Genomic DNA, 21,349 nt, shown 5'->3' with positions numbered 1-21,349 from the left:
GGTCACCCTCCCTGTACCGCGGTGAGGACCTCGACGCGGTCGCCCCCGGCGAGCGGGGTGGCGTCCCAGGCCGAGCGCGGCACCACGCTCTCGTTGACGGCGGCGGCGACCCCGGAGGACACCCGGGTGAGGGACGCCACCAGGGCGCCCAGGGTGGTGCCCGCGGAAACCTCGCGCGGGTCACCGTTGACGGAGACGGAGACGGAGATCCCGTCTGTCGGGTCGCTCATGCGTACTGCTCCTCGCGCGCGGGGACTACGGGTGTGGTGAAGCGGCTCGGGGCGAACGGGCGGGCCACCGGGGGCAGCTCGCCGGTGGTCAGCGCGTGAGCCATCGCGTCGCCGGTGACGGGGGTCAGCAGCACCCCGTTGCGGTGGTGGCCGGTGGCGACCAGCAGCCCCGGCAGCGCGGTCGGGCCGAGCACCGGCGCGTTGTCCGGGGTGGCGGGACGCAGCCCGGCCAGGGTCTCGGTGAGCGGCAGCTCGGTGATGCCGGGTACCAGCTCGTGGGCGTCGCGCAGCAGCTCGTACACCCCGCCCGCCGTCACCGTGGTGTCCCAGCCCATCTCCTCGCTGGTCGCGCCGACGACCAGCTCGCCGTTCTCGCGCGGTACGAGATACAGGTCCTGGCCCCGCACCACCGCGCGCACGGTCCGGCTGAGGAAGGGGGCGTACGCGCGCGGCACGGTCAGCCGCAGCACCTGGCCCTTCACCGGCCGCACCGGTGGGGCGACGCCCTCCGGCAGCCCCGGGAGCCGGGCGCTGAGGCTGCCGGCGGCCAGTACGACCTGGCCGGCCGAAACCGCCGTACCGTCCGCGAGCAGCGCCCCGGACGCCCGGCCGCGCGCGACGTCGAGACGCTCGCAGGGGCTGCGGTGGAAGACCACCCCGGCCCGCTCGCAGGCCGCCAGCAGCGCGGTCGCCAGCCTGCGCGGGTCGACCTGGTGGTCGCCGTCCACCCGCAGCCCGCCCCGTACGCCCGGCGCCAGCATCGGCTCCAGCCGCCGGCATTCGCGCCCCGACAGCCACTGCGAGTCCAGCCCCGACCGCTCCTGGAGGGCGTGCAGCTCGCGCAGGTGCGCCCGGTCGTCGGAGTCCAGCGCCACCGCGAGGGTGCCGCAGGCGCGGAAGCCGGTCTCCCGGCCGCTCGCCGCCTCCAGCTCCGCGACGAACGCGGGGTAGCGGGCGGCGGAGGCGAGGTTGAGCCCGAGCAGCATCTGCTCGCCGTAGTGGAGTTCGGTGACGGCGGCCAGCATCCCGGCCGCCACCCGCGCGGCCCCGCCGCCCGGCTCCGGATCGGCGACCGCCGTCCGCAGTCCCGCCTGCGCGGCCCGCCAGGCGGTCACCAGGCCGATGATGCCGCCCCCGACGACGAGCACGTCGTACGAGGGCCCCCGGCGGCCGGCGCCGGTCGTGTCCCCGACGGCCGTGTCCCGGCCCGTCGTGTCCCCGCCCGCGGCGGTGGACGGTTCCCGTGATGCGCGCATGGGTGTCCAGCCCCTCCCTTCGCCGGCATGACCCGGATCAGGTTCGTACGGTCGGAGGCCGTCAGCCTCCCTCTCAGCCCGGTCCGTCCGGGCTCCCGCGAGTGTTCTTGCGCAGCCACCCTAGACCCCGCCGTCCGTGCGCCACGACCGAGCCGTCGCCCGGGGCGGCCGCCCCCCGGAACTTGACGAAGTGTCAAGTGTTTAGGGTGGGTACGTGAGCGAACAGAGCGACCAGCGGGCGCCGGAGCACGGCGTCGTCATCGTCGGAGCGGGCATGGCGGGAGTGCAGACCGCGGTGGCGCTGCGGGACGAGGGGTACTCCGGGCCCGTCACCCTCATCGGCGCGGAGCCCCACCAGCCCTACGACCGGCCGCCGCTCTCCAAGGCCGTACTGCTCGGCACCGCCGAGCACTCCGCCTTCGCCGTCGACTTCGAGACGCTCGGCGTCCGCCTGCGCCTCGGACTCTCCGTCGAGGGCTTGCGCCCCGCCGACCGGGAGGTGGACACCGAGGCCGGCCCGGTCCCGTACGACGTCCTCGTCCTCGCCACCGGCGCCGAACCCCTGACACTGCCCGGCTCCGAAGGGATCCCCGGCGTCCACCTGCTGCGCACCCTGGACGACGCGGCGCGGCTGCGGCCCGTCCTCGCCGGAAAGCACGACGTCGTCGTGGTCGGCGCGGGCTGGATCGGAGCCGAGTTCGCGACCGCCGCCCGTGCCGCCGGCTGCACGGTCACCGTCGTGGAAGCCGCCCCCCGCCCGCTCGCCGGGGTGCTGCCCGCCGAGGTCGCCGCCCCCATGGCCGACTGGTACGCACGCGGCGGCGCCACGCTCCTCACCGGAGCCCGGGTCGACCGCGTCGAACCAGGCGCCGTGGTCCTCGCCGACGGACGCAGGCTGCCGGCCGGCGCGGTGGTCGTCGGCATCGGCGCCCGCCCCGCCACCGGCTGGCTCGCCGGCTCCGGCGTCGCGCTGGGCCCGGACGGATCGGTCACCGCCGACGCCACGCTGCGCACCTCGGTGCCCGGCGTGTACGCGGTCGGGGACTGCGCCTCGTACCCCTCCACGCGCTACGGCGCCCGCCTCCTGGTCCACCACTGGGACAACGCCCTCCAGGGCCCGCGCACGGTCGCGGCGGGCATCACGGGCGCTGAAGGACCCGACGCCACCGAGCCCTACGACCCGGTGCCGTACTTCTGGTCCGAGCAGTTCGGCCGGTTCGTCCAGTACGCGGGGCACCACACGGACGCCGACACCCTGCTGTGGCGCGGTGACCCGGCCGACGAGGAGTGGACCGTGCTCTGGCTCCGCGACGGCGCGCTGGTCGCCCTGCTGGCGGTCGGCCGTCCGCGCGATCTCACCCAGGGACGCAGGCTCGTCGCCTCCGGCCGGACCGTCGATCCCGAGCGGGCCGCCGACCCCGCCGTACCCCTGAAGTCCGCCGTCCGCTGAGCCCGCAGCCGGGTCCCGGCCGCCCGGCCGGCCCGCTCCCGGGCCCCTCGCGACCTGCGCGGACACCATCCTGACGTGGTCCGTACGGTCGGCCCGGCTTCCGGCTGTCGGTCCCAGATGGCACGCTTGTCCTCGTGACCGAGATTGACGCAAAGATCGATGCTCTCGTCCCTGCCTGGCTCCACCTCCCCGACATCGCGGAACTTCTCGATGTCGAGGTGACGCGCGTGCGGCAGCTGGTCAAGGAAGGCCAGCTGATCGCGGTGCGCCGCGGTGAGAACCGGGCGCTCCAGGTGCCTGCCGCCTTCATCGACGGCGACAAGGTCGTCAAGGGCCTCGCGGGGACCCTGACGCTCCTGAGGGACGACGGCTATTCCGACGAAGAGATGCTGGACTGGCTCTTCACCCCCGACCCGACCCTGCCGGGAACCCCCGCGCAGGCGCTGAGCGAGAATCGCGGGACGGAGGTGAAGCGCCGCGCCCAGGCGCTCGCCGTCTGACCGAGACGACCGCACACGTGGTCGCGGGCCGTGCGTTCCACGGCCCGCGCCCGCGGTGACCCACGGGGGGAATTCCTTCATGTCCACGCCGCGCCACCTGCTCGCCGACGCCCGTCTCTACCTGTGCACGGACGCCCGCAGGAGGCAGGGCGACCTCCCCGAGTTCCTCGACGCCGTACTCGCGGCCGGGGTGGACATCGTCCAGCTGCGCGACAAGGGCATGGAAGCGGCCGAGGAGCTCGAACACCTCCAGGTGTTCCGGGACGCCTGCGCCCGCCACGGCAAGCTCCTCGCCGTCAACGACCGGGCCGACGTCGCCCACGCCATCGGCGCCGACGTGCTCCACCTCGGCCAGGGCGACCTGCCGGTCCCCGCCGCCCGCGCGATCATCGGCGAGGCCCCGTTGATCGGCCGCTCCACCCACGCCGAGTCCGAGGTGGACGCCGCCGTCGCGCAGCCCGGCGTCGACTACTTCTGCACCGGCCCCTGCTGGCCCACCCCGACCAAGCCCGGCCGTCACGCCCCCGGCCTCGGGCTGGTGCGGTACGCCGCCTCCCTCGACCAGCCCCGTCCGTGGTTCGCCATCGGCGGCATCGACGCGGGCAATCTCGACGAGGTGCTGGACGCCGGGGCCCGGCGCGTCGTGGTGGTCCGCGCCATCACCGAGGCCGACGACCCGGCGGCGGCCGCGGCCGGCCTGGCGAAGCGCGTCCGCGAGCGCTGACCCCCGGCCCGCCGCCACCCGTGCGGCGGACCAAGACCGGGGGCGGGAGCACCGGGCCGGAGCGCCCTGTCCGAGGCGTGGACAGCATTCACTGCAATACGGACAAATGTCCCGCTCTGGTTGGGGGACGGCCGGACCCTGGTTAACCTCGCCGTATGGCCCTTGGCACCTCCTCCACCCGGACGGACCACGCACGCACCGTGCGTGAGCTGCTCGCGTCCGGCAAGACGTCGTACTCCTTCGAGTTCTGGGCACCCAAGACCGAGAAGGGTGAGCGGAACCTCTGGAACGCGCTGCGCCGGGTCGAGGCCGTGGGCCCGAGCTTCGTCTCCGTGACGTACGGCGCCGGCGGCTCCACCCGTGCGGGCACGGTCCGGGCGACGCAGCAGATCGCCGCCGACAGCACCCTCACCCCCGTCGCGCACCTCACCGCGGTCAACCACTCCGTCGCGGAGCTGCGCAACATGATCGGCCAGTACGCCGACGCCGGGATCAGGAACATCCTCGCCGTGCGAGGAGACCCGCCGGGCGACCCGATGGGCGAGTGGGTCGAGCATCCGGAGGGCGTCAAGTACGCCGCCGACCTGGTGAGGCTCATCAAGGAGTCCGGCGATTTCTGCGTCGGCGTCGCGGCATTTCCGGGAATGCACCCGCGGTCGTCCGACTGGGAAACGGATACCCGGCACTTCGTGGACAAGTGCCGGGCCGGGGCGGACTATGCCATCACCCAGATGTTCTTCGAACCCGACGACTATCTCCGGATGCGTGACCGTGTGGTCGCCGCGGGTTGCGACACGCCCATCATTCCGGAGGTCATGCCGGTCACCAGCGTCAAACAGCTCGAACGGTTTCCCCAACTGAGCAACGCGGCAGTGCCGAAGGCCCTCGAAGAACGCATCCACGCGGTCAAGGACGATCCCGCGGCTGTACGCTCCATTGGCATCGAGTTCGCAACGGAGTTCTGCGCGAAGTTGCTGTCCGAAGGCGTGCCCGGACTGCACTTCATCACGCTCAACAACTCGACGGCAACGCTCGAAATCTACGAGAATCTCGGACTGCACAAGCAGTCGTGACCGGCCGTACCCGCCCCCGATCCGGCGGCGGCGGCCGTAGAAGGTGGGGCGGGCGTGGGCTGGACGGTCCTCTACATCGCTTTCGGCGTGGTGGCGTTGTGGCTGCTGGGTGAGGTGCTGCTGCAGTACAAGGCACGGCTGCGCTGGAGGCTTCTCGCCTTCTCCGGATTCCTCTGCGTGGTGCTCGGCGTCCTGATCCCGTCCGTGCTGGTCATCGCCCTCGGTGCGGTCGCCTTCGCGGTGGGCCAGACCTACGTGACGCTCTCCTTCCGGCGGGGCTTCTCCACCGGGTGGGCCATAGGGGGCAGCCCCGGCGCCAGCCGCCGTCGCCGCGGCGAGCGGCCCGCCGTCAAGGAGGAGCCCGTCCTCGAAGTCTCCGGCCTGGAGTACGAGGAGCCGGCCGCGCCCGCGCAGGACGACGGACCGGCCGACGTCTACGAGCCGCAGCCGATGCCGGAGGAGACCGGCCAGTACGGCGTGTACAGCCCGAGCCCGTACGCGCAGCCGGCGGGTGACCAGGGGTACCAGGAGCAGCAGCCCGTCGGCGCCCAGCCGCAGTACGCGTCCCACGACCCGTACAACGGCTACGGCGAGTCCGCGCAGAACCCCTCGTACGACGGCGGGTACTCCTACGGCACCGACCAGCACAGCTATGCGGCGTACTCCGACCCGTACATCGGTACCGGCGGCACGGCCGCTCCGTCGTACGCGTCCTACGACGCCTACGGCAACGCCGGCGGCAATGGCTACGGCAACGGCTACGACGCGGGGGCGGGCGGCTACGACGGCTACGCCGACCCGCAGCCGTACGCCGAGCCGTACGCCGCCCCGCAGTACGGCGCCGACACCCCGCCGGGCGGTGTCTGGGTGCCGCAGCAGCGCGAGGGCGAGCAGTACCCGCAGGGCACGCCCGCCCCGTACGGCAACGGCTACCCGGCCGCCGGCGACGGACACGGCAACGGCAACGGCAACGACACCGGTCCGAACGAGCAGTACCGCTACTGAGGTACCGCCACCGACCCACCGCGCGCCCCCTCCCGCGAGGGGGCGCGCGTCGTCGTCCGGTCCTCGGTCCTCACCGGAGGAAGCCGCGGCTCACTGCGAGCCCTTGAAGCCGTCGCCCTCCACGATCAGCCCGGCGACCAGCGCGCCCGACATCCCCGCGTGCGCCGGACCGCCACCCGGGTGCGACCAGCCGCCCGCCAGATAGAGCCCCGGCAGCCGGGTGCGGTTGGCGGCGTGCAGCCGGGCTCCCGCCGCTCCCGCCAGGGCGGGCGGCGGCACCGAGCCGCCGGCCGCCCCCGTCTGGGCCTCCGTCTCCGCGGGGGTGCGCACCTCGGTGTCCAGGACCCGTCCGCGCAGCCCGGGTACGGCCTTCTGCGCTGCGGCGACCACCGTCGCGGCGTACCGCTCGCGCAGCGCGGGGTCGTTCCAGTCCACCGGCCCGTGCGGGGCGACCGTGGCCACCAGCGTCACCGCCTCGTGGTCCTCGTCCGGCCTGGTCGCCGGGTCGTCCGGCCGCAGCACGGTGACCGTGGGCACCTCGGCGAGCCGCCCGGCGAAGAGCGCCGCCTGCTCCGCCGGGCCGTCCGGGGCGTGCACCACCGTCCGGTGCGGGGCACCCTCGTCCCGCCCGCCGCGCAACGAGAGCATCACCACGAAGCGGCCCGGCAGCGGCCCGGCACCCCGGTGCGGCTGCACCGGCACGTCGCCGTCCGCCCCCAGTGCCGTACCCGGCACCAGCTCCGGGCGGGGCCGTACGCCCAGCACCACGTGGTCGGCCCCGACGGGCGTCCCGTCCGCCAGTTCCACCCCGGCCGCCCGGCCGTCCTTCTCCACGACCCGGACCACGTCCGCGCCGAAGACGAACTCCACCCGCCGCGCCAGGCACCGCTCGTACAGCGCGTCGGCCAGCGCCCGCATCCCGCCCACCACGTACCAGGTGCCGAAGGTCTCCTCCATGTACGGCAGCAGCGCGGCGCTCGCCGGAGTCCCGCGCGGATCGAGGCCGTACGACAGGGCGCAGCCGTCGAGCAGCGCGGCCAGCCGGGGATCGGCCAGCTCCCACGCACCGACCTCGGCCAGGGTGGTGGCCTGCCGGGCCCCGCGCAGCAGCCGACGGGTCCGGACGGCCGGGTACGGGTCACGGCCGAGCACCTGCCAGTCCGGCCGCAGCGGCTCCTCCAGCAGTGGCCGGCGCGACCGGTCCCAGGCGTCCCGGGCCCGGTCCAGGAACTCGCCCCACCGGGCCCCCGCGCCCCCGCCGAGCGCCTCGTCCAGGGCGGCGACCACCCCGGCCCGGGAGGCGTTGGGCAGCGAGACCCGGGTGCCGTCCGCGAAGACGTGGTGGCCGGCCGGATCGACCTGGGTCAGCGTCACCCGCTGCTCCAGGGACTCCTTGCCGGTCTTGACGAAGAGGTCGCGCTGCACGGCCGGCAGATGCAGCAGGGCCGGACCGGTGTCGAAGACGAAGCCGTCCCGCTCGTGCCGCCCGAGGGAGCCGCCGTACGTGTCCGACCGCTCGTACACCGTCACCCGGTGGCCTGCCACCGCGAGCCGGGCAGCCGCCGCCATGGCGCCCGTCCCGGCGCCGATCACCGCAATTCGTGCCATGGCGGTGACTTTATCCACCACCGGCGGGCGTTCCGGCGCCAGGTCGCGGAGCCAGGGACGCGCGGTCCCGGCGGTCCCGTCAGCCGTACGGCCAGCGCCGGCCGGCCCCGGCCATCTCCCGCTCCTGCCGCCGCTGTGCCCGGCGGCGCAGGAACCGGCGGATGCGGGAGGCGAGCAGGCAGAGCGCCAGCAGGCCGAGCACGAGGAGCACCGCGGCGACGGAGGCGGCCGCCACCGGATGGAATATCGCGAAGGTGATGATCCCGGCCACGCCCAGGTCCTCCGCCGTGCTGACCACCACGTTGGAGAACGGCTCGGGGGAGGAGTTGACCGCCATGCGCGTACCGGCCTTCACCAGGTGGCTCAGGAGCGCGGTCGAACCGCCGACCGCTCCCGCCGCCAGCTCCGGCAGCGAACCGGAGTCGCCCGCGAGCAGCGCGGCGACGACCGCCCCGGAGACCGGCCTGACCACGGTGTGCACCGCGTCCCAGGCCGTGTCCAGATACGGGATCTTGTCCGCCACCGCCTCCACGAGGAAGAGGAGCGCGACCACCACGAGCACGTCGGTGCGCTGCAGGGACGCGGGGACCTCGTCGCTCAGGCCGGTCGCGCCGAAGACGCCGAGGAGCAGGACCACCGCGTAGGCGTTGATCCCGCTCGCCCAGCCGCTGGTGAAGACCAAGGGGAGTACGGACACGGAGGCGATCGTAGCCAGTCGGCGACGGCCGCGGGTGGGCTCTCGCACACAGGCCTGAGTACGCGTACCCAGTGCCGGGGATGAGTAGGTGCGCGGATGGGCCGCCACCCGCCCGGACGGAAGAGTGGAGGCATGGAGGGGGCACGGTGCGCGGACCGCCGGCACGGGGCGGCGGACGGTCCGTGCCTCCGACACAACGGGGGCGCACGACGGAGGAGTCAGGGGCCACGGGGGACCGGGGTCACGGGGGAAGGCTTTTCCGGCAGTACGCGGAACGCCGGTCCGGCGGGGTTCGAGGGGGATCGAACTCCACCGGGCCGGCGTCTTCGTCGCTTCGCCGCTGTTCCGTCCGCCGGCCGTCCGGCCTCAGCGCCCGCTGACCCGGCCGTGCAGCAGCAGTGACAGCGCCGAGTGGACCTCGTCGAGTGACCGCTCCGGCTGGAACGCCTGCCAGTCCAGGGCCGCCACCAGCACCATCCCGACCAGTGCGGCGGCGGTCAGCGGGATGTCGATCTCCGAACTCAGCTCGCCGTTCTCCACCCCCGCCCGCAGCTCGTCCTCCACCACGGCCACCGCCTCCTGGCGCACCACCAGGAGGGTCGCCTGCCAGGCCCGGTTGGTACGCCAGAGCTCGGCCACGTACAGCTGGGTGAAGGCCGGGTAGCGGTCGATGAAGGCCAGCCCCGCCCGGATCATCGCGTCCAGCGCGGCCACCCGGGTCCCGCCGCGGGAGGCGGTCTCCTCGGCCGCCGCCCGGAGCGCGGCGGTCAGCAGGCCGACGCCGTGCCGCAACAGCTCTTCGAAGAGCTCGGTCTTGCTCTTGAAGTTGTAGTACACCGTGCCCTTGGCCACACCGGCCCGCTCGGCGATCTCGTCCACCGTGGTCGCCGAGAAACCCTTCTCGGCGATGAGGGTCACGGCCGCCTCGTAGAGCTTCTGCCGGGTCGCCTGGCGGCGCGTGGTGCCACTGCTTTCCATGGGATCGATTCTCACAGGTCCGCCGGTGCTCCGAGCCCGTTCGCCCCGAGCCCGCTCACAGGCTCAGCTCCGGGTGCAGCCGCTCCAGGGTCCACACCTGCTTGCGGCGGGCGGCCACCGCGGTCAGCGCCAGGGCCCCCGCCGTGAAGGCGGCCAGGACCGCGCAGCCCAGCCATACGGGTCCGGACCCGCCGCCGGTGATCAGCCGGCGCAGCGCGTCGACGACGTAGCTCATCGGCAGCCAGGGGTGGATCGCCTCGAAGAAACCGGGGCTCGTCCGGACGGGGTAGGTACCGCCGGCCGAGGTCAGCTGGAGCATCAGCAGCGCCAGCACCAGGATCCGTCCGGCGGCGCCGAACCGGGCGTTCAGCCACTGCACGATCGCCGCGAAGCAGCAGGTCACCAGGGCGAGGAAGCCGACCGTGGCCACCGGACGGGCCATCTCCAGGCCCAGTCCCCAGTGGAGCACGGACATCAGTGCGGCGACCTGGAGCAGGCCGATCGCGGCCACCGGCAGCCACCCCGCGAACGCCGTCCGGCGGGCCGAGGCGCCCGCCGCGAGGGCGCGCCGGTTCAGCGGCTGCGTCAGCATGTACGCCACCATCGCGCCGACCCAGAGGGAGAGCGGGATGAAGTAGGGAGCGAAGCCGGTGCCGTAGTTCGGAGCCGCGTGCAGGGACGAGGAAGCGAGGCGGACCGGGTCGGCCATCACGCCGGTACGCGCGTCGCGGTCGGCCTCGTCGTAGTCCGGAATCCTGTCGACCCCGTCGTTCAGGCCGTCCGCGAGGGTGGTGGAACCCTCGCTCAGCCGGTGCAGCCCGCTGTCCAGGCCATCGGCGCCGGTCTTCAGCTCGCCGACGCCGCTGTCCAGCGCGGTGGCCCCGGACCTCGCCGTGGAGAGCCCGGTGCGCAGGGTCCCGGCTCCTTCGGCGACCTGCTGGGCGCCCGCGTTGAGGGCGTCTACCTTCGCCACGGCCGACTCCAGGTCGTCGCCGAGCGTCGGCGCGTGCTCCGCGAGGTCCTCCGCCCGCTGCTGCAGCACCGTCAGCCGGGTGCGCAGCGCGGCGAGATCGCCGTCCTCGTCCTCCACCAGCGCGTCGACGTCGTCGGCGACCCGGGCGACCCCGGCCGCCGCCTCCACCGCATTCTCCAAGGGGTCGCAGACGGCCGCGTCCGGCACCGGCGGGTCCTCGCACCGCTGCGCGTGCACGGCGGCGAGATCGTCGGCCGCGGTGTGCGCGGCGGCGGCCGCGACGGGTGCGGCCTCCACCAGTTCACCGAGGTTCTCCCGCACGGTGCGCGAGGCGTCGGCGACCAGCCGGGCGGTGTCCCCGATGGACGTGCCGCCGTCCTCCAGGAACGGCCGGACCTGCGCCGCGATGCCGTCGACCTGGTCGGCGAGGAGCTGGGTGGCGTCCGCCACCTGCCGTGATCCGGTCCGCAGATCGGCGGAGCCCTGGTCGAGCGCGGTGATGCCGTCGGAGAGCCGCTCACTGCCGGCCTTGCTCTCCCCGAGGCCCTCGGCGAGGTCCTTCGAGCCCTGCTCGGCCGTCGCGATGCCGTTGCGCAGGTCGTCGGCGCCGGAGGCGGCCTTCGCCGTGGCGTCGTGCAGATCCGAGAAGTCGACGAAGATCCGGTCGAGAAAGCCGCGCGAGGCCTCGGTGGACGCGGCGGCACGGATCTCGGAGAACACCGTCCGGGAGATCTGGCCGACGATGTAGTTGTTGGCGTCGTTGGTGCGCACCTGGAGGGTGCCGGTCGCGGGGGAGTCGCCGGCGCTCGACGCGATCCGCCGGCTGAGGTCGGCGGGCAGGGTGAGCGAGAGGTAGTACGTACCGTCCTCGACGCCCCGCCGGGCCTCGGCGGCGCCCACCCGGTGCCACGCGAAGGTCTTGGAGTCCAGCAGCTTCTCCGTGAGCTCGTCTCCCACCGCGAGCCGGTCACCGGCCGCCCCGCCGCCGTCCTTCCCGCCCGCTCCCTCCGGTATCCGCGCTCCCTCGTCCTCGTCGACCAGGGCGACGGGAATCCGGTCCAGATGCCCGTACGGGTCCCAGAACGACCAGAGGTAGAGGGCCCCGTACAGCAGGGGCAGCAGCAGGAGCGCGGCGAGCGCGGCGCGCGGCAGCTTCCCCCTGCCGAACCGCTTCAGCTCAAGCCCGGCCAGACCCGTCGCGCGCATCGCAGGTCTCCTTCCCATCGGTGGTGGCGGTGGCGGTGGCGGTGGCGGTGGCGGTGCTCGGGCCGGTGCCGGCTGCGCCCGTCTCCGGGCCGGCGCCGATGCGTACGGTGGTCACGTCCTCCGGGGCTTCGGCGCACGCCGCGAGCACGGTCGTGCCCCCGGCGGCGACGGTGCGCAGCAGGTTCCAGACCGCCGCCCGGCCCGCCGAGTCGAGCCCGAGGTCCGTGTCGTCGACCGCGAGCAGCCGGGGCTCGTCCAGCAGGGCGAGCGCGACGGAGAGCCGGAGCGCGTCCAGGCGCTCCAGGTCCCGGGCCTGGGTCCGGCCGGCCTTCGGCAGGGCTTCGAGGCGGAGCCCTGCGGCCGCCACCACCTCGGCGATCCGCTCGCCCACCGCCGCGCGCTCCCGGCGCGGCCGGAGCAGCGCCCGGACCGGGCCGGTGTACCGGCTCCGGAGCAGGGCGCGCTCCCGCAGGTGTTCGGCCACGGTCAGGGCCGGGTCGAGTTCGCTGACGCCCGGGACCGGTCCCAGCGCGGTGATGCGGCGGACCGCCGCGAGCCTGCCCGGGAGCGGGTAGCCGCCGGTGCCGGCCCGGCCCTCGGTCGTCCGCATCCGGCCGGTGAGGGCCAGCAGCAGCGAGGTGCGGCCGGAACCCGACGGACCCTCCAGGGCGACGAGCGTGCCCGGCGGGGCGTCGAATTCCACGCCCCGGAACACCCATCCGCGTGACCCCCGCAGCCCGAGGCCCCGTACCTCGACGGCCGCCCCGTGCGCGGTGGCCGTCCGTTCCGCGTCCGCCATCGCTCCCCCTTTTTTTGAACTGACTGGTCAGTGCAAAAACGTAGCCGGAGTTCGGGCGTGATGCAAAAGGCCAGGTCGGCAGGGGCTTGAAGTGGATTGTCAGTGGTACCCGCCACCATGGACACGTACGGCCACGGAGCCGTCACAGACGACAGGAGGATCGTCATGGCCAGCTCGTCCGCAGCCGCCGCCCCGCGGCGCCGCGCAGGCAGCCCTGCCCCCTCACCGACCGGACCGCCCGACGACGTCCACCCCGTCCCGCGCCGGGCCGGAGCTCCGCCTGCCGCCCTCGATCTCCTCGCCAAGGCCCACGCGGGCCTGACCGAGGCCGCCGTCCTCGACGTCCCCAACGAGCGGTACGCCACCGCCCACCTCGCGGCCCTGCGCGCGGCAGCCGCCGTGCTCGCGGCCCGCGGCCGCCCCGAGACCACCAAGCGCCACCGCGAGCGCATCCGCAGCGCGTGGGAGGTGCTCCCGGAGATAGCGCCGGAACTCACCGAATGGAGCGCCCTCTTCGCCTCGGGGGCCGGGCGCCGGGCCCGCGCCGAGGCGGGACTCCCCGGTGCGGCGAGCCGGCGCGACGCCGACGACCTGCTGCGCGACGTGGCGATGTTCCTCCGGCTGGTGGAGCGACTGCTCCGGCTCCACCCCACCCTTCCGCAGCCGAGGAGGGGCCGCCCCGGAGCGGGGTGACGGCGCTCCCGGCGGGCGGGCGCGGGGTGGCGGGGCGTGAGGCGCGAGGCAATAGGGTAGGGGCGCACCCGCACCACCTGCACCGTTCACGCTCCGCCGCCCGCAGCGGCACCGTGCCGAGGAGTCATCTGCCGTGTCGGACCAGCCGCGCCCCCGCGCTTCCCTCCGTACCGCCGTGGTCTGGGAGGTCCTCAAGGGCGCCCTCGACCGCCAGGTGAAGGCGACCGGCGGCGACAGCCTGGAGGTGCTGGACACCGGAGGCGGCACCGGCAACTTCGCCGTGCCCGCCGCGCGGCTGGGCCACCGGGTCACCGTCGTCGACCCCAGCCCCGACGCCCTCTTCGCGCTGGAGCGCCGGGCCGATGAGGCGGGCGTCGCCGACCGGGTCCGCGGGGTCCAGGGCGACATTCTCGGACTCTTCGACGTGGTGGAGCGCGGCACCTTCGACGCGGTGCTCTGCCACGGCGTCCTGGAGTACGTGGACGAGCCGGCCGAGGGTGTACGGAACGCGGTCGGGGCGCTCCGCCCGTCCGGCGCGCTCAGCCTGCTCACCGCCGGCTCGGGCGGCGCCGTACTCGCACGCGCCCTCGCCGGTCACTTCGTGGAGGCCAGCCGGGCGCTCACCGACCCCGCGGGCCGCTGGGGGGACGGTGACCCGTTGCCCCGCAGGTTCACCGCCGACCAGCTCTCCGACCTCATCCGCGGCGCCGGTCTCGACGTCGCCTCGGTGCACGGGGTGCGGGTCTTCGCCGACCTCGTCCCCGGCGTGCTGGTGGACACCGAACCGGGCGCGATGGAGGCCCTGCTGAAGCTGGAGGCCGCCGCCGCCGAGCTGCCGGCCTTCCACTCGATCGCCACCCAGCTGCACGTCCTGGGGGAGCGCCGCGTCTGACGGCGGCCCGCCGGGGAACCCGGGGTGCCGGAGGAGCGGCCGACCGGTGCCGCAGGGGGGACGGACTTGGTGCATCCCCTCCCGCTCCGGGCCCCCGATCCGGGCCCGGGCCCCGTATGATCGGGTGACAGGATCCGGCATGACGGATCGGCCGTCGGGGAATCAACGCCTCAAGGGCCGAACCGACATGGCGGTACGGACTGGCCGCTGGCCGGTGGGCGGGTTTCCCGGGGGCGAATCCCTGCCTATCCTGGAAGGGCCGCTTACCGGCCGCCCCCGCGGCCGACGACGAGGAGGACTCCGTGCCGCTCTCGGAGCACGAGCAGCGCATGCTCGAGCAGATGGAGCGAGCGCTGTACGCCGAAGATCCCAAGTTCGCGACAGCGCTTGAGGGAAGCGGGCTGCGTACGTACACCCGGCGACGGGTCTACCAGGCGGTCGCTGGGTTTCTGGTGGGTATCGCGCTCCTCATGGCCGGAATGGTCGCCCAGCAGATCTGGATCAGTGTGGTCGGGTTCCTCGTCATGCTCGGCTGTGCCGTACTCGCGGTCACCGGCTGGCGCAGGGCGCCGAAGCCCGGAGAACAGCCGCAGCGCGGCACCCCGGCGGCGGGGCACCGGCCCAGACAACGCCGTTCGGTGATGAACCGCATCGAGCAACGGTGGCAACGCCGCCGCGACGAACAGGGCCAGTAAGACTTCCCCCGCCCGGTCGGCCGGGCGGGACCGGTACGCCGTAACCGCGCACGGCATCAGGGCGCACCACGTACGACGTACGTCCGAGGGGCGGGACGCGCACGGCGCGGACCGCCCCTCAGTCATGTGGTGGCGCCGGACGCGCCCCGGGTCCGTGGGCGCCGGACGCGCCTCGGGTCCGTGGGCGCCGTACGCACCCCGGGTCCGTGGGCGCGTACGCGGGCCGGGCCGTGCGCCCTCCGGCACACGGCCCGCGAGGCCCCCGGTCCCGGGGCTCAGCCCCGGGACCGGGTCGGACGGAGGGACCGGCCGGCCGCCCCCATGCGCTCCGAGAACCGTTTCGCCCATGCCGTCCGGCGTTCCGAGACCGCCCACACCACCCGGACGGCCGAGCGGGGAGCGAACGTCGCGCGGAGCCGGGCGAACCGGCTCACCCGCCCGGCAAGCCCCGCCCCCGCGGCCACCGCGTCCTCGGCCAGACCGGCCGGCGACTGCGGCCGGGGCGCGTACAGCACCAGCTCGACGGCGCCCGCCACCCGGTGCAGGGCCGCCGCCGGCTCACCGTCCAGCCCTCCCAGCCGCGCGATGCGTCCGGCCGCCCTGCGCGGGGTCAGTGCCTCGTCCGGGACGATGCCGTGGTCCCAGGCCGTGTCCGTGATCTCCTGCCAGACCGCCAGCGTTCTCGCCGCCGTGTCCGCGGGCGTCCGCCCACCCGACCCGTACAGCCGGCGGGCCCGCAGCCGGGTACGCCAGAGCATCGGCGACAGCGGGATCAGGACCACCAGCGCGGCGCCCAGCACCACCAGGGCCACCGTGCCGAGCGGGAACCCCGGCCCGGCCGTGTCCGCGGCGACCGGGGCCGCCGAGGGACCGCAGGCCCCCTCCTTGCGCATCGGGGCCGAGCAGCTCTCCGAGGCCGACGGGGCGGCCGAGGGCTGCGCCGAGACCGAAGCGGTCGGAGCGGCCGAGGTGTCCGCCGCCCCGGTAGGGGCCTCCGGCACCGTGTACGAGGGGACCGTGCCCCGGGTGGGAGTCGGCTCGAAGCGGGTCCACCCCACGCCCTCGAAGTACAGCTCGGGCCAGGCGTGGGCGTCCCGCAGCCCCACCGAGACCGCCCCGTTCGCCTGCGGCGTCCCCGGGGTGAAGCCCACCGCCACCCGGGCCGGGATGCCCAGCGTCCGGGCCATCGCCGCCATCGCGAAGGAGAAGTGCACACAGAAGCCCCGCCGGTCCTTGAGGAACCGCGCGATCGCCGCCGTACCGGTGCCCGAACTCACCGTGGTGTCGTAGGAGAAGCCGCCCTCGGACGCGAACCAGTCCTGCAACGCCACGGCCTGCTCGTAGTGGTTGGCGGAGCCCCGGGTGACCTGTGCGGCGGTCTCGGCCACCACGTCCGGCAGGGACGTCGGCACCTCGGTGTACTCCAGGGTCAGCTCCTTCGGGGGCAGCCCGGCCGCCGCGAGCTGCGCCGCGGTCGGCTCCACCGACAGACTGCTGACCTCGTACCGCTTCCCGGCCGTCGTCTGGCCGCCGTCACCGATGAGGGTGCGCCCCTCGGGCTCGTACCGCCAGCGGCCGTCGACGCGGACCCGGGTCGCCGGGTACGGCATCGGCAGATAGTCCTGCCGGTAGTCGTCCGACGCGGTGATCTCCGAGGTGGTCTCGAAGACGGCGACGTCCTTCCCGAGCCCCGCGGGCTGCGAGAACCGGTCCGGTACGTCGGTCAGCGCACGCTTCGACGGCAGCCACTCGCTGCCGGTGAACCGGTCGAGGGAGAGGATGCGCAGATAGGTGCTCTGCGGGGCGCCGTCACCGGGGCGGTACGTCAGGACCTCCCGGTTCTCCGACTGGTTGAGGTTGTCCTGGAGGGAGACCAGCGGGTTCACCGCGGAGATCGTGCCCCCGCCGCCTCGCCCCTTGCCCGTGCCGAGACCGCCCAGCAGACCGTCGCCGAGCGCGGGCAGCGCCGCCGGTACCAGCAGCGCGACGCCCAGCGCCAGCGCGCCGATCCGGCGCCCCGTCCGTACCGGGGACTTCACCCGGGCCCCGGACGGCGGGCCGCCGCTCGCCGGGCCGCCGAAGAGCCGTCCCCACTGGGCGGTGCGGTCCCGGCCCTCGGCCAGCAGGAGCAGCAGATAGCCCGAGGCCGCGAGAACGAACCAGAGCCAGTTCGCCCCGCCGTCGGAGAGCCCGGCCGCCACCGAGTACAGCGCGAGCAGCGGAAGCCCGGCCGGTGCGGCGGATCGCAACGTCACCGCCAGCACGTCGACCAGCAGCCCGATCAGGAGGACCCCGGCGACCAGCAGGAGCTTTATCCCGTCCGTCATGGGGGCCGGGATCGCGTAGTGGCTGACGTCGTCCGTGCCCGCCGTCAGCAGGTCGCCCAGCCACTGGACGGCCTGCGGTCCGGGCAGCACCCCGAGCAGCGCCCGGTCGGACGCGAACGCGGCCGTCAGCAGCACCAGGGTGGCCAGCACCTGCACGCCGACGGCCGCCGCGCGCGCCGGGACGAACCGCCGCGCCAGCGCGCCCACCGCGCTCTGCAACACGAGCAGCAGGGCCGCCTCGAAGATCCACGTCCAGGGGTCGACCAGGGGCAGCAGCGCCCCCGCCGCCAGCAGTGTCGCCGCACAGGCGCACAGGGCGAGCCGCACCGGACCGCTCATGACCATCCTCCGGAGAAACCTGTCGCAGCGCCGCCGGCGGCGGGCTGGGTGTCACCGGGCTGTCCGGCCTGCTGCCACACCCGGGCGAGGTCCGCCCCGGGCGCCACCGGCACCGCGGTCCAGCCCGCCTCGCGCAGCAGCCGCAGCCGCTCGGCGAACGGGGTCGCCGGCGCCTGCCCGGCGCCCGGGGCCCACTCCTCGCCGTCCATGACGAAGGCGACGGCCGCACCGCTGCGCCGCCGCATGGCCGCCGCGACCGCGACCTGCGCCTCGTCGAGGTCGCCGAGGAAGGCGAGCAGCAGCCCCTCGTGACCGCCGCGCAGCACGTCGTACGCGCCCGCCAGGCCCTCCGCGTCGGAGTGCTCGACGACCGCGAGGGCGTCCAGCATCAGCCCGGACGCGTCGGCGGACCCGTGGCCGGAACCGGAGAGGCCCGAACCCGAATGAGCCGATGAGCCGGAAAGCCCGTCCGCCCCGTCACCGGGCGCGGCCCCGCCCTCGTCCGTCAGCAGCCGTACCGCGAAGCCCCGCTCCACCAGGTGCGCCAGCGCCGAGGCCGCCGCCGACACCGCCCACTCGAACGCCGAATCGGGACCGGAACCCCGGAACGCCTCCCGCCGGGTGTCCAGCAGCACCGAGGCCCTGGCCCGCTGGGGCTGCTCCTCCCGGCGCACCATCAGCTCGCCGTAGCGCGCGGTGGAGCGCCAGTGGACCCGGCGCAGATCGTCGCCGTGCCGGTAACCGCGCGGCAGCACGTCGTCCTCGCCCGCCTGGGCGAGCGAGCGCTGACGCCCGTCGCCGTACCCGGAGGCCGCTCCGGTCAGCCGGAGCGGCGGCAGCGCCTGGGTGCGGGGGATCACCACCAGGGTGTCGTGGGCGCTGAAGGAGCGGGTCAGCTCGCACATCCCGAACGGGTCGGCGAGCCGCAGCTGCAGCGGCCCCAGCGGATAGCGGCCGCGCAGGTCCGAACGGACCCGGTAGGACACCTCCCGCCGGCCGCCGGGCTCCACCCGGTCCAGCACGAAGCGGGGCCTCGGGCCGAGCACGTACGGGACACGGTCCTGGAGCATCAGCAGCCCGGAAGGCAGCCGGGAGGCGTTGTCCACCCGCAGGTGCACCCGCGCCTCCGATCCCGCCGGTACCCGGGACGGCGACAGCCGCCGGGTGCCGACCACCCGGTAGTGGGTGCGGTGGAGCGCCGCCGCGCAGACGAGCGGCAGCACGGCGAGCAGCAGGCCGACCCGGAGCAGGTCGGCCTGGCCCAGTACGTAGGCGCAGACCGCGGCGGCGACCCCGGCGGCCAGGAAGGAACGGCCCCGGGTGGTCAGCCCGCCCAGGGCCGCCCGCAGGGTGCCTCTGCCCTCGTCCGCGCTGTCGCCGGCCGCGCCGCCACGAGGGCCCGGACCCCGGTGCGCGTCCGCCATCACGCCCGCCGCGCGCCGGGCGCGTACGCCGGACCGCCCATCGGGTACGGAGGCACCCGCCGGTCGGCGCTCCGCGAGTCCGGCGAGGTCGGTACGGGCGTGCGCTGCAGGATCTCCTGCACCACCTGCTCCGCCGTGCGGCGGTTCAGCTGCGCCTGCGCGGTGGGCAGCAGGCGGTGGGCCAGCACCGGCACCGCGAGCGCCTGGACGTCGTCGGGCAGCGCGTAGTCCCGGCCGAGGAGGGCCGCGGAGGCCTTCGCCGCGCGCAGCAGGTGCAGGCTGGCCCGGGGCGACGCGCCGAGCCGCAGGTCGGGGTGGCTACGGGTGGCCTGGACCAGTTCGACGGTGTACCGCCGTACCGACTCGGCCACGTGCACCGAGCGGACCGCGTCGATCAGCTTCACGATGTCGTGGGCGTGCGCCACCGGCTGGAGGTCGTCCAGCGGCGGGACCCCGCCGTGCACGTCGAGCATCCGCAGCTCGGCCTCCAGGCTGGGGTACCCCATGGACACCCGGGCCATGAACCGGTCGCGCTGGGCCTCCGGCAGCGGGTAGGTGCCCTCCATCTCGACCGGGTTCTGGGTCGCGACGACCATGAAGGGGTCGGGCAGCGCGTAGGTCTGCCCGTCGGTCGTGACCTGCCGTTCCTCCATCGATTCGAGGAGAGCGGACTGCGTCTTGGGCGACGCGCGGTTGATCTCGTCGCCGATCACGATCTGGGCGAAGATGGCGCCCGGCTTGAACTCGAAGTCCTTGCGCTGCTGGTCGAAGACGGAGACACCGGTGATGTCCGAGGGCAGCAGGTCCGGGGTGAACTGGATACGGCGCACCGAGCAGTCGATGGACCGGGCCAGCGCCTTGGCCAGCATGGTCTTGCCGACCCCGGGCACGTCCTCGATCAGCAGGTGGCCTTCCGCGAGCAGTACGGTCAGTGCGATCCGCACGACCTCGGACTTGCCCTCGATCACCCGCTCCACCGACCCGCGCACCCGCTCGGTCGTGGCGGTCAGATCTGTGAGCTTCGCTCGCTCGTCATAGGTGGTCACCCGGTCCTCCTCGGCCCTTCACGCACGGGCACGCACCGTCGAACGGCGTGGCCCAACCCCGATGTGCGGACGCCCCTCCGGAAGCCCCGGAGTGCGTCACCCACCGCATTCTTGTTGCCGTTACCGCTTCGTGTCACTCGCGTGTGGACAACCGGAGCCGATATGTCGGGTGTTGTCGATATTCGGAGCCGGAAAAGGGTGGGGCGAGGTGCGGCGGACGGGGTGGAAAGGAGTGAACGCGGCCGGTGGGGGCGGATGGTGAAAGGCAGTCCGGCCCGGGGCCGGAGAGAGAGCGGGACATGCGGCGGCGGCCCCCGCGACGCGATGCGCGGAGGCCGCCGGGGCGCTCGGGCGTGTCGTCACGGTGCCGTCGTCCGGCGGATGACACTTCGACGACACGCCTGGGGGTTCAGGAGGCCGGGGAGATCTCGCGCAGCAGACCGGTCGCGACGTCGAAGACGAAGCCCCGGACGTCGTCGGTGTACGGAATGAACGGCGAGGTGCGGACCCGCTGGATCGACTGACGCACGTCCTGGTCCACGTCCGAGAAGGACTCCACGGCCCATACCGGCCGCTGGCCGACCTCGAGCTCCAGCTCGTGGCGGAAGTCCTCGGTCAGTGATTCGAGGCCGCAGGTGGTGTGGTGGATGAGTATGACGCTGCGGGTGCCGAGGGCCCGCTGGCTGATGGTGAGCGAGCGGATCACGTCGTCGGTGACCACACCGCCCGCGTTGCGGATGGTGTGGCAGTCGCCGAGCTCCAGGCCGAGCGCGGCGTGCAGGTCGATGCGGGCGTCCATGCAGGCGACGACGGCCACCTTCAGGACAGGCCGGGCGTCCATGCCCGGGTCGGTGAACGAGCTCGCGTACTGGCCGTTCGCCTCCACCAGGCGGTCCGTGACGGTGGCGTCCGAAGAGGCGGGGGCGGCGGAGGAGGACTGTGCGGATGTCGACATGGCTACGACGTTAGCCGTCCCACCTGCTGGGAGCGGCTCGGGGAAAAGGACAAAGAACGTCAACGAGGCTTGTTGTGAGCTAACCCACAGGACTCACCCCGACTCACCCGTCCGAGTGAGGACCTTGGGCCACCGGAGCGGGGCGACGCGCTGTGCGGTTCGTTGATCCGGAATCGATCGAATGGCAGGGTGGACTAAAGTGACGCGAAGTTACCGACCGGCCGGGAGACCGGTCGCGCACCGCGGGTTCCGTGCGTTTCCGCCGCATGTTCCGGTTCTTTCCGCAACTCGGCGGTTCCCGTGGTTCACCGTGGTTCCCGTGGTCCCGGGAGGTTCTCCGCAACGCACCGCAGTGGTCCCGGCAGTCGTCGGATCCCGTCGTCGTCGGATCCGGCAGTCGCCGGATCCGTGAAGTCGTCGGATCCCGCAGGACCGGCTTTACCGGCAGTTCCCTTCGTCATCCGCAGTAATCCGCAGCA

General features: G+C 74.1%; 19 protein-coding genes and 1 riboswitch. Of the genes, 8 read left to right on the top strand and 11 right to left on the bottom strand.

From position 1 onward, the window contains the following. Positions 1-2: 2 nt before the first annotated feature. Positions 3-230 carry a sulfur carrier protein ThiS gene (gene thiS, locus OHA55_RS05865; protein WP_266703419.1) on the bottom strand — a complete coding sequence of 76 codons (228 nt, stop codon included), beginning with the start codon at positions 228-230 and terminating at the stop codon, positions 3-5. Further along, complete coding sequence (gene thiO, locus OHA55_RS05860) at positions 227-1,486, bottom strand: glycine oxidase ThiO (protein WP_266703417.1); 1,260 nt, start codon at positions 1,484-1,486, stop codon at positions 227-229. The genes thiS and thiO overlap by 4 nt, the downstream gene beginning before the upstream one ends. Further along, positions 1,484-1,595, bottom strand: a riboswitch (TPP riboswitch). Its footprint overlaps the gene before it by 3 nt. A gap of 105 nt (positions 1,596-1,700) precedes the next feature. On the opposite strand from thiO, the gene OHA55_RS05855 reads away from it, so the two are divergent. From OHA55_RS05855 to OHA55_RS05835, 5 genes are all read left to right on the top strand, one after another. After that, the gene (locus tag OHA55_RS05855) at positions 1,701-2,936 is read left to right on the top strand and encodes an NAD(P)/FAD-dependent oxidoreductase (RefSeq protein WP_266703415.1); all 1,236 of its coding nucleotides are present in this window, start codon (positions 1,701-1,703) and stop codon (positions 2,934-2,936) included. A gap of 134 nt (positions 2,937-3,070) precedes the next feature. Then, entirely contained in the window at positions 3,071-3,436 is a 366-nt protein-coding gene (locus OHA55_RS05850; RefSeq protein WP_266703413.1) for an Rv2175c family DNA-binding protein, read from the top strand. A 79-nt stretch (positions 3,437-3,515) separates the two neighbouring features. After that, positions 3,516-4,160, top strand: coding sequence for a thiamine phosphate synthase (thiE, locus tag OHA55_RS05845; protein WP_266703411.1), 645 nt, complete (start codon positions 3,516-3,518; stop codon positions 4,158-4,160). A 155-nt stretch (positions 4,161-4,315) separates the two neighbouring features. Then, entirely contained in the window at positions 4,316-5,233 is a 918-nt protein-coding gene (gene metF, locus OHA55_RS05840; RefSeq protein WP_266703409.1) for a methylenetetrahydrofolate reductase [NAD(P)H], read from the top strand. Between the two features lie 54 nt (positions 5,234-5,287). Then, positions 5,288-6,238, top strand: a complete 951-nt coding sequence (locus tag OHA55_RS05835; protein ID WP_266703407.1) for a hypothetical protein — start codon at positions 5,288-5,290, stop codon at positions 6,236-6,238. A 90-nt stretch (positions 6,239-6,328) separates the two neighbouring features. Here OHA55_RS05835 and OHA55_RS05830 read toward each other — a convergent pair whose 3' ends face one another. The 5 genes from OHA55_RS05830 to OHA55_RS05810 all read right to left on the bottom strand — a co-directional run bounded on the left by OHA55_RS05830 (position 6,329) and on the right by OHA55_RS05810 (position 12,499). Next, on the bottom strand, positions 6,329-7,846 hold the full coding sequence (locus OHA55_RS05830; protein ID WP_266703405.1) for an NAD(P)/FAD-dependent oxidoreductase: 1,518 nt from the start codon (positions 7,844-7,846) through the stop codon (positions 6,329-6,331). Positions 7,847-7,925: 79 nt separating this feature from the next. Then, entirely contained in the window at positions 7,926-8,543 is a 618-nt protein-coding gene (locus OHA55_RS05825; RefSeq protein ID WP_266703403.1) for a DUF4126 domain-containing protein, read from the bottom strand. A gap of 366 nt (positions 8,544-8,909) precedes the next feature. Beyond that, entirely contained in the window at positions 8,910-9,521 is a 612-nt protein-coding gene (locus OHA55_RS05820; RefSeq protein WP_266703401.1) for a TetR/AcrR family transcriptional regulator, read from the bottom strand. 55 nt (positions 9,522-9,576) lie between these two features. Then, a complete protein-coding gene (locus tag OHA55_RS05815; protein WP_266703399.1) occupies positions 9,577-11,700 on the bottom strand; it encodes a YhgE/Pip domain-containing protein in 2,124 nt (707 codons plus the stop codon). Further along, positions 11,672-12,499, bottom strand: coding sequence for an ATP-binding cassette domain-containing protein (locus tag OHA55_RS05810; protein WP_266703397.1), 828 nt, complete (start codon positions 12,497-12,499; stop codon positions 11,672-11,674). Before OHA55_RS05810 ends, OHA55_RS05815 begins: the two co-directional genes overlap by 29 nt. Before the next feature lie 165 nt (positions 12,500-12,664). On the opposite strand from OHA55_RS05810, the gene OHA55_RS05805 reads away from it, so the two are divergent. The 3 genes from OHA55_RS05805 (at position 12,665) to OHA55_RS05795 (ending at position 14,779) form a co-directional block, all read left to right on the top strand. Further along, positions 12,665-13,192 (top strand): SAV_6107 family HEPN domain-containing protein, encoded by a 528-nt coding sequence (locus OHA55_RS05805; protein ID WP_266703395.1) that lies wholly within the window; start codon positions 12,665-12,667, stop codon positions 13,190-13,192. Positions 13,193-13,325: 133 nt separating this feature from the next. Further along, positions 13,326-14,084, top strand: coding sequence for a bifunctional 2-polyprenyl-6-hydroxyphenol methylase/3-demethylubiquinol 3-O-methyltransferase UbiG (locus OHA55_RS05800; RefSeq protein WP_266703393.1), 759 nt, complete (start codon positions 13,326-13,328; stop codon positions 14,082-14,084). 302 nt (positions 14,085-14,386) lie between these two features. Continuing rightward, positions 14,387-14,779, top strand: coding sequence for a DUF3040 domain-containing protein (locus tag OHA55_RS05795; RefSeq protein ID WP_266703391.1), 393 nt, complete (start codon positions 14,387-14,389; stop codon positions 14,777-14,779). 275 nt (positions 14,780-15,054) lie between these two features. On the opposite strand, the gene OHA55_RS05790 is transcribed toward OHA55_RS05795, so the two are convergent. The 4 genes from OHA55_RS05790 to OHA55_RS05775 all read right to left on the bottom strand — a co-directional run bounded on the left by OHA55_RS05790 (position 15,055) and on the right by OHA55_RS05775 (position 20,870). Next, positions 15,055-17,445, bottom strand: a complete 2,391-nt coding sequence (locus tag OHA55_RS05790) for a transglutaminaseTgpA domain-containing protein (RefSeq protein ID WP_266703389.1) — start codon at positions 17,443-17,445, stop codon at positions 15,055-15,057. Beyond that, the gene (locus tag OHA55_RS05785; protein ID WP_266703387.1) at positions 17,442-18,869 is read right to left on the bottom strand and encodes a DUF58 domain-containing protein; all 1,428 of its coding nucleotides are present in this window, start codon (positions 18,867-18,869) and stop codon (positions 17,442-17,444) included. Before OHA55_RS05785 ends, OHA55_RS05790 begins: the two co-directional genes overlap by 4 nt. Beyond that, the gene (locus OHA55_RS05780; protein WP_266703385.1) at positions 18,869-19,915 is read right to left on the bottom strand and encodes a MoxR family ATPase; all 1,047 of its coding nucleotides are present in this window, start codon (positions 19,913-19,915) and stop codon (positions 18,869-18,871) included. The genes OHA55_RS05785 and OHA55_RS05780 overlap by 1 nt, the downstream gene beginning before the upstream one ends. Positions 19,916-20,324: 409 nt before the next feature. After that, positions 20,325-20,870: a carbonic anhydrase gene (locus OHA55_RS05775; protein WP_266703383.1), complete on the bottom strand. Its 546-nt coding sequence runs from the start codon at positions 20,868-20,870 to the stop codon at positions 20,325-20,327. Positions 20,871-21,349 lie beyond the last annotated feature (479 nt).

Origin of the sequence: Streptomyces sp. NBC_00102 (genome assembly GCF_026343115.1) — a bacterium.
Classification (GTDB): Bacteria; Actinomycetota; Actinomycetes; order Streptomycetales; family Streptomycetaceae; genus Streptomyces.
The sequence above is the reverse complement of the archived record's forward strand: the minus strand, read 5'-3'. Positions and strand labels throughout refer to the sequence as shown.